This window comes from Legionella anisa (genome assembly GCF_001467525.1).
Taxonomy (GTDB): Bacteria; Pseudomonadota; Gammaproteobacteria; order Legionellales; family Legionellaceae; genus Legionella; species Legionella anisa.
This window is the reverse complement of sequence record NZ_LNXS01000044.1, coordinates 60957-69247: the sequence shown is the minus strand read 5'-3', so window position 1 is coordinate 69247 and position 8291 is coordinate 60957. Positions and strand designations below refer to the sequence as shown.

Genomic DNA, 8291 nt, shown 5'->3' with positions numbered 1-8291 from the left:
CTTTAATCTCCAATTTGATCGCGAAATCAATTAGTTAGTCTAGACTAACTTGATTAAAGTGCCCCCTTTTTTGGGGTAGAGCCTTTATTTGCAGGCATTCTCAAATTTGGATTACGTAACAAAGTCAACACTACTCCGCTTTTTTGTTTTTCACAAACCTTATTCGCAGCATCATACAAATTTTGCAATTCTGCCGAAGAATAGTGTGTCGTAATCCGGCCTGAGCGATGACCAAGCAAATCCTGCCTGTCTTCAAAACTTACACCAGCTGCACGTAATCTCCGACCAAAAGTATGCTTAAGATCATGAACACGCACCTGTTGAAGATTGGCCTTAATTCTTGCTTGCCGCCATCCAGTTGATAAAATTCGAGCTAAAGGCTTCCCTCTAAAACTAAAAACGTGAGTAGGATGCTTACCCCTCTCTTCTTCTACAACTGAACGAGCTGTATCATTACAAACAACCAATCGCTCTTCACCATTTTTTACCAGCTCAGCAGGGATAATGAACACCATAATGTGAGATAACTCTGGAATTTTTATTTCCCAATCCCATCGCAACTCGCACATTTCCTGATCTCTGCACCCAGTATTCACAGCAAATAACGCCATTTTTTCCAGATGAGAAGGTAGCTCATTAAAAAGCCGGTGTTGCTCATCCCAATTCAATGGATAAGGTTTACGCAGATCATGCTCCGGTAACAATTTAATTTTAGGAGCATTAATGATCCACGTTAAGCCATATTCATCCATCCACTCACTGGCAGCAAGATTGAGTATTCGCCTTACCACTTGTAAACCATGGTTTATAGTTCGAGTACTCACACCATCTTTCCTCCTGCCTTCTACAAAAGGCTGAAGAGCACCCATGTGAATCGATTCGAGCGACATATCTCCAATGTATTTCACTAACTCACGTAATCTTCCTGCATCATCATGAAGACTACGTTTGTGCTGATTCTCCATCAGAAATTTTGTTGCTGCTTCCATAAAACTTCTTTTAGGGCGGACACCATAAACAGTTGCCTGCCTTATTTCTTCAAGCCGCCTTGCAAGATACTTTTCGGCCGCTTCGAGGTCGCTAGTACCAGTGCTTTCGCAAAGTCGGCGTCCGAAGACCTTTTTATCAATGACCCAGAACCCACCACGCTTTTGGAGCCCCGGTGTTCGTTTTCGTCCCATTTATCCAAACTCCTTCGATTGGTTGCTGCGGGACGACCACTACATTGCTTATAATCGTCTACCCAGGCATCTAAATCAAGTCGATCAAATGCTACCCCTTGAGTACCAATAGGGATTTCAATTAAATTAGGCCTCACTGCCTCATTAAAACGATGACGATCCATACCCAGATAAGATGGAGCATCTCGCAGTCGAATGAGTCTAGGCAATACATAGGAAATACTCATTTCACTCACCAAAAACACAAAAAGTAATTTCTAACAAAATATAAAACACGTTTTGTTTTATTTATTACATCAAATTGTGTTCTAAAGATCAATAGCTACAGTAGAATTAAAATAATTCGATGAAAGATTAAAAGAAGATAACCATATAATACGGTTCATTTGTTATGATTTTTTTGAGACAAACCCTTCTGTCTAGGAAAGGAGGGTTTGATATCTGATAATAGATTACATTAAGATTATTAAATAATTATGATTATAATTGATTTATATTGTCATGCTCAATACATCTGTGGGATGAGAGAACAATCTACCTTCACAAACCACTTTTGCACCATGTTGTTCATATAATCGATTTAAACTAGGTTTTAGCGTATCTAGCAAAATCAAATCTGAGCCTGCCGCAATTGTTAACCGTTTTGCTTCTTCAATAACCTGTTTACCAAATCCTAAGCCACGATACTCTTTATCGACATAAACGTACATAAGCTCACGTGAATTAGGGAATTCATGCTCCAGTAGAGCAAACATAGAAACAGGTTGTCCTGCGTAAGTTCCAATATACACATCGTTGCTCAACGTACGCATCACGCCTTCCCGATATTCAACGCCTTTGTTACGAATATACCCCCATTCATCTTCAGCCCATTTAGCTACAAGAGGAAGATATTCCATGCAATCACTTAATCGTGTAAAAGTAAGCTTGTGTTTTGCTAAAGCAGAACTAAACAACAACATCATATATACCTCATTTTTAATAGGCTAAAGCAGATTCTAAACGTATTAATCTTCTTCGACCTTGTTCACAAACCATTATGGCGGCTAATCCTATGATTGCGCCAAACATATAATACCAAGCGGGTGAAATAAAATTACTTGTTGTATTCACCAGCCACATCATCACCATAGGCGTTGTACCACCAAACAATGAAATGCCTACATTAAAAGCGACTCCAAACCCACTATAACGATATTGATGAGGAAATAGAGTAACCATGTATGCGTTGAGTGGCGCATAAGTAATGGCAATCAAAATAGACATGAAAACCAATCCCATTGCAATCAAAACAACATTTCCGGTGGCCAGTAGGAAAAAAATGGGAATACTCAAAAGTAACATAGCCACCATACCCAATCGAATTACTTTTAACAACCCGATTCTGTCTGCTAACAAAGCAATAAATGGTTCAAGTGTGGCATCAACTGCTAAAGCTATGGTGATAATTAATGTAGCTAAACCAAGTGAAATATGAAAATAACTATGTAGATACGTTGCAGTAAATACATAAGTCCCAAATGTCATGATACTGACCAACCATGCTATGCCAATAATACCAAGTACTATCAAAGGTGCTTCTTTTAGCGCAGCCAGAAATGGCAGACGTCGTTTATCATGTTGAACAATATTTTCATATTCAGGCGTTTCAGCAACATGGGTTCGTAAATAAAAAATCAAAATGCCAGCAATCAAAGCTAATCCAAAACCGATTCGCCATCCCCAATCTGGCATAAATGATGCCGTAAGGAATGAAGCAGCCAGGCCTGCTAGTATCAAACCAGTGCTGTAAGCCGAACTGGTTAAACAACCATACAATGCTTTTTTCTCAGGCTTAGCGTGTTCAACAAGAAAAATAGCAGATCCAGTAAATTCGCTACTTGCGACAAAACCCTGTATAACTCTCAACAAAGTAATAAAAAGAGGTGCTGTAATTCCAATATATTGGTAAGAAGGAATAATGCTGATCATGGCTGTAGGGATCGCCATCGCTAAAATACTGAGAGTTAAAGCACGCTTCCTACCGAATTGATCACCAATATAGCCGAAAAAAAGTGAACCAATTGGTGCTAATAAATAACCAACAGCAAATACACCAAAAGCACTTAAAAGCGAAGCAAATTGATTGTCATTAGGAAAATAAGTTGCTGCAATAATTGGCGCGAAATAGCCAAAAAGAGCAAAGTCATACCATTGTAATGCTGTGCCAGAAATTCCAGCGAATAATGCTTTACTCGAAGAGGATATGTTCATCAGCAACTCCTATGCTCATCAAGTTATTAATACCCATTTGGTCACATTTAAAAATTTGCCACTCTAATAAAGCAACCCCACCAATTTTTTTATAAAAATGCCTGGCTTCTCGGTTATTTCGAGATACCCACCACTCTATTCTTGAACAGTTATAAGCAGCTGCTTTACATGCAACATACTTGAATAAAGCGCACCCAATTCCTTGACGCCGATACTGAGGAGAAACATATAAATTCTCAATATAAATCCCCGAAGTTACATTCACGCAAATATTATTTTGGGTGTAATTGAACATCACCAAACCGCAAATTTTTTTGTCCACCAAGGCTATACCAATGAAATGGTTAGGCTGATTACAAAAAAGAAGTTCACCAAGCTGTGATTGGGTTATTTTAATTTTATCCAGAATGTTCTCATACTTAGCCAGTTCCAGAATTATTGCATAAATTTGACTCAAATGCTTCGATTTTGCTTGAATTATTGCCACCATAGGATATCTTAATAACGGTTGTAAATAATGTGATCATAAACTATGAACAAGGATATAGTACTCATTCCCGGAGCGTTGGCAACCCCAAAGCTGTGGAATCTACAAGAGATATTTTTTCAGGAAAGCAAACGATTTCATTATGTTGATGTACTCAATAGTAATTCTATTGTGGAAATGGCTCATCGTTTTACTTCAATTGCCCCTAAAAAATTTACTTTAATTGGATTTTCTATGGGAGGATATATTGCCCTCGAGTTGTATCGCCATATCCCCAATAAAATTGAAAAACTCATTCTAATTAATTCCGCTGCAAAGCTAGTCTCTGAGAAGGGACAATTGGAACGCGAGCGTTCTCTCGATTTAATCGATAAAGGAAAGTTTGATTTCTTAATCAAGCTTATCTTTAAAAATTCTATTTATAATAAACAAAAGCACAATTTGCTATTACCTATAGCTCAAGAAATGGCAATGGAAGTCGGGGTCAAGAATTATAAAAAACAACTCAACGCCATTTTGAATAAACCAGATCATTCAACTTTATTACCTTCAATTGAATGCCCAACGCTGTTAATAGCCAGTAAAGAGGATCATGTTATGCCTCCTGAGCGTTCAGAGCATATGGCAAAGAATATCAAGCACTCCACACTCATTTATTTTGAGCAATGCGGTCACATGGCTATGTTGGAGAAACCAGAAGAAATGAACCAAATATTAAATGATTGGCTATAAGTAGTACTGCTGTTACAGGTGTAGCAATGCATAGCGTTGATGAAGATGGAACTATTAGTGTTAACTTAAATGACTATAATGAGTTATCAGACTCTATTCGGTTTCGTGCGAAAATTGATCACTTAACCGAGAAGTTAAATTGCCCAAAAGAAATTTCCAATTTTTCCATTTCAATGCTTTTTCACGGTGGTCAACGGTATTACATTTCAAATCTATATCTTTGGGCAATTCCATATAGAACTGAAGGATTATATCGAGGAGATGTTGATCATGACCGTAGTATTTATAATGGCAAAGAGTTTTTTATTCAGCGAGATATAAAGTATGATGCAATGCAAATTCCTATCATTCAAATATTAGAAGCCCGTTACAGATTAAGTACTACATTCGCTATGGTTCGCCAATGTGATGAATGTGATTTAATTGTGGAGGCCTATCATTCTGAAAAAGTAGCAGATCCCAAAAAGCTCTACTACCAAGTCCGAGATCCCTTTGAACAATTTATATGCCTTTTTCTTGATGCAATGTTGCCAGAAATAAAAACAGCTCTGCCAAATCAAAAATGGTTGGCACTATTTAATGATAGGGAATTCAGAAACAATGTTATTATGCGAAAAGCGGTTAAAAAAACACTAATGCAACTCACGCCAAGAGAACTACAATGCTTAAGCATGATTTCCAAGGGCATGACCATAAAAAAAATCGCTGAATACCTTCATCTATCCAGTGAAACAGTAAATACTCATGCCAAATCCATACGAAATAAAATGAACTGCGTTAATATTACCGAAGCCGTCTCAAAAGCCTTTCGTTTAGGGCTGTTATCGTAAAATACCCAAATTTGGGGATAGGATATCTTGCCGAACATTTTATACTCCACCATGTTGTCATAATATTTACACGGAGTTGTAACATGGGATGTATTGTAGAGTTTAACGATGGCTTTCAATTTGATTTTGTTCAAAATAAATGTAAACAAAAACTATGGATTGACGTTTTACTGCGATTTAGTAAAGCTAATATTGAGCATTTAGCTTATATTCTTGATTTGCCAGCTGAAACAATAAGTCAGGTATATCAAGGCAAAGATTATCTTGAGCAAGAACCGGCTGAGCGTTTGGGGCAATTATTCTTAATAACATTTGGGACTTAAATGTTGGCTCTAAATCACATTCGCTGCCTTTGTATCAATAATACTATTGGCAGCTGATTGATATTCGTTTTTTATCCTTCTTGTATAAAAAGTGCCATATTTTTAAAATTCAGCAACACATACAGTTATAAATTCTTTCAACCGTCCACTAAGCTTTCCATGTCTCTGAAATAGCATAAACCTACATTCTGCATCAAAAAACAATTGAGTAGAGCATGATACGCAATAACCTTTGGAATAGGATGGTTATGAAAACATCCACTGATAGAGCTGAACATAATCCCTTATAGCTTCCACGGTGGCTTAGTGTTTTTTAAGACCACTGCATTTATGAGGACCATTTTAGCAAAAATAGCCTCCTGATTTAATAGTATTCTTTAGAATAATTAAGTAAGATTTTTTGAATGGTGAACAAAGTGGCTGTATTACTAATATTGATGTGAGTAGTATGCAATAGATATAAATACATTCCGATTTAATTTGGAGCGACTTTGACGATAGAGATGGATGCTGAGAGAGGAGATCAATATGGGGCATAGGAAGCACATCAAATTATTTGAAACTCAATCAAATGGATTTTTTAAAATTATTTTAATTACCATCTTATCTTTCATGGGATTAAATGCCTATGCAAATATAGAGTCCTATCACATCAAATACCACAAAGACTCCAAAGTGAAAAGTGTGTCATTATCAAACACGGAACTATTAATTGAGTTCCATCGTTATGGAAATTCAATAGGAAGACTTCTAACAAAAACAAATGATGCTCAAAATATAAAAATAGATAATATTTATGGGAAAAATCTGGTTATTCATGTTCTATACATCAATAAAGATGGGAGCCGAATAAGATGTTGGGGTGTCTCGAAACCTAAAACAAATACAATTGAGATCCAGTGTGATAAAGTTGTTTCGTTGAAAAAGATAGAAGAAGCGAAGCCCTCTGGCTCACTCAATGGAGAATAGGCTGCCAATAACCCCAAATTTATAACTCCTGTAGTGGATTAAAGCCTCATCACTTAAACAAAGCCGCGAGTTGCTGAGTTAAAATACTGGCTATTGACATATATAATGTCATCGCATGACACTATATAGCGCTCAAATGATAAGGAAAATCAATCAAAATGACTAACAAAATTCAAGGCAAAGTAAAATGGTTTAGTAAAGATAAGGGATATGGCTTTATTGAAAGCAATGGTAAAGATTACTTTGTCCACTTTAGTGCGATTCAAAATAGCGGCTTTAAAACGCTTCCTGATGGGGCAACCGTTCATTTTAAAATGGGCAAAGGGCAGAAAGGACTTCAGGCAGAAGAGGTTGAAGTAATTAAATAATATAAAGACCATCATTTTATCTTTCTGCACATACAGCTCTGATTGCAACCTATTTTACGCGTAACCATAATCAAGGAGGAAAAAAGTGAACAAACGAGTTGCTTTAGTTACCGGTGGTACAGGGGGCATTGGCACCGCCATATGCCAAGAAATGCAAAAACTGGGTTATCAAGTTATTGCCTGTTATTTCAAACACGGCAATCATGATTTGGCAAGAGAATGGCAGAAAAACCAAGCCCAGCAAGGATTTGATATCGACATTGCCTATGCGGATATTTCTGCTTTCAACGATTGTGAAAAATTGACCGACTTGGTCATAGAAAGGTATGGCAAAATTGACGTCCTAGTCAACAATGCTGGTGTAACGAGTGATGCTACCTTGAAAAAAATGACTTCTGAACAATGGCAGGATGTCATCCAGGCTAATTTAACCAGCGTCTTTAACATGACGAAAAACGTATTATCGACTATGTTGGATAATGGTTATGGACGCATTATCACCATTTCTTCCGTTAATGGGCGCAAAGGCCAATTTGGCCAATGTAATTATGCTGCCAGTAAATCGGCACTGTATGGATTTACTAACAGTCTCGCACAAGAGGTGGCAAAGAAAGGGATTACTGTAAATACCATCTCCCCTGGCTACATCAGTACAGAGATGCTCGCCTCCCTGAGGGATGATATTTTAGAAGCGATTATTGCCCAAATTCCTGTGGGGCGATTAGGGAAGCCCCAGGAAATTGCTCGCGCTGTTGCTTTTCTGGCCGATGAGCAAAGTGGCTTTATTACTGGTGCCAATTTTGATATCAACGGTGGGCAATACATGTAGTCACTTGAATTCATCTTGGAAAATAAAATAACTTTTTATTTCTTAGTCCCTAATGTTATAGCCGCCATCCACATAGAGAATTTGCCCCGTAATGGAAGCGGCTTTATCCGACACCAAAAACGCCGCCATCTCACCAATCGCCTCTATAGTCACCAGCTGATGAAGGGGTGCTTCATTGGCTGCCTTCTCCATCAGTTTATCAAAATCGGCCAACCCTGATGCCGCGCGCGTACTGATTGGTCCCGGAGAAATGGCATTGACCCGAATCTTTTTGCTCCCAAGTTCCATAGCAAGATAACGCACTGAAGTTTCTAAAGCG

At 37.8% G+C, this 8291-nt stretch carries 11 protein-coding genes; 6 read left to right on the top strand and 5 right to left on the bottom strand.

Annotation, left to right across the window (positions count from 1 at the left end; genetic code table 11):
• Positions 1-53: 53 nt before the first annotated feature.
• From Lani_RS14385 to Lani_RS14365, 4 genes are all read right to left on the bottom strand, one after another.
• Positions 54-1181, bottom strand: coding sequence for a tyrosine-type recombinase/integrase (locus Lani_RS14385; protein WP_193393261.1), 1128 nt, complete (start codon positions 1179-1181; stop codon positions 54-56).
• Between the two features lie 491 nt (positions 1182-1672).
• The gene (locus Lani_RS14375) at positions 1673-2143 is read right to left on the bottom strand and encodes a GNAT family N-acetyltransferase (RefSeq protein WP_040523584.1); all 471 of its coding nucleotides are present in this window, start codon (positions 2141-2143) and stop codon (positions 1673-1675) included.
• Between the two features lie 16 nt (positions 2144-2159).
• Complete coding sequence (locus tag Lani_RS14370; RefSeq protein WP_019235676.1) at positions 2160-3434, bottom strand: MFS transporter; 1275 nt, start codon at positions 3432-3434, stop codon at positions 2160-2162.
• Positions 3412-3924, bottom strand: coding sequence for a GNAT family N-acetyltransferase (locus tag Lani_RS14365; protein WP_019235675.1), 513 nt, complete (start codon positions 3922-3924; stop codon positions 3412-3414). The genes Lani_RS14370 and Lani_RS14365 overlap by 23 nt, the downstream gene beginning before the upstream one ends.
• Before the next feature lie 42 nt (positions 3925-3966).
• Here Lani_RS14365 and Lani_RS14360 point away from each other — a divergent pair, with 42 nt between their 5' ends.
• The 6 genes from Lani_RS14360 (at position 3967) to phbB (ending at position 7972) form a co-directional block, all read left to right on the top strand.
• Positions 3967-4653: an alpha/beta fold hydrolase gene (locus Lani_RS14360; protein WP_019235674.1), complete on the top strand. Its 687-nt coding sequence runs from the start codon at positions 3967-3969 to the stop codon at positions 4651-4653.
• Between the two features lie 26 nt (positions 4654-4679).
• Positions 4680-5483, top strand: coding sequence for a helix-turn-helix transcriptional regulator (locus tag Lani_RS14355; protein WP_040523563.1), 804 nt, complete (start codon positions 4680-4682; stop codon positions 5481-5483).
• Between the two features lie 83 nt (positions 5484-5566).
• Positions 5567-5806, top strand: coding sequence for a hypothetical protein (locus Lani_RS14350; RefSeq protein ID WP_019235672.1), 240 nt, complete (start codon positions 5567-5569; stop codon positions 5804-5806).
• Between the two features lie 528 nt (positions 5807-6334).
• Complete coding sequence (locus tag Lani_RS14345; RefSeq protein WP_019235671.1) at positions 6335-6775, top strand: hypothetical protein; 441 nt, start codon at positions 6335-6337, stop codon at positions 6773-6775.
• 158 nt (positions 6776-6933) lie between these two features.
• Positions 6934-7143, top strand: coding sequence for a cold-shock protein (locus tag Lani_RS14340; RefSeq protein ID WP_019235670.1), 210 nt, complete (start codon positions 6934-6936; stop codon positions 7141-7143).
• An 85-nt stretch (positions 7144-7228) separates the two neighbouring features.
• Positions 7229-7972 (top strand): acetoacetyl-CoA reductase, encoded by a 744-nt coding sequence (phbB, locus tag Lani_RS14335; RefSeq protein ID WP_019235669.1) that lies wholly within the window; start codon positions 7229-7231, stop codon positions 7970-7972.
• 42 nt (positions 7973-8014) lie between these two features.
• On the opposite strand, the gene Lani_RS20835 is transcribed toward phbB, so the two are convergent.
• Positions 8015-8291 (bottom strand): SDR family oxidoreductase (locus tag Lani_RS20835; protein WP_238585190.1); only part of this gene is annotated, 277 nt, incomplete at its 5' end.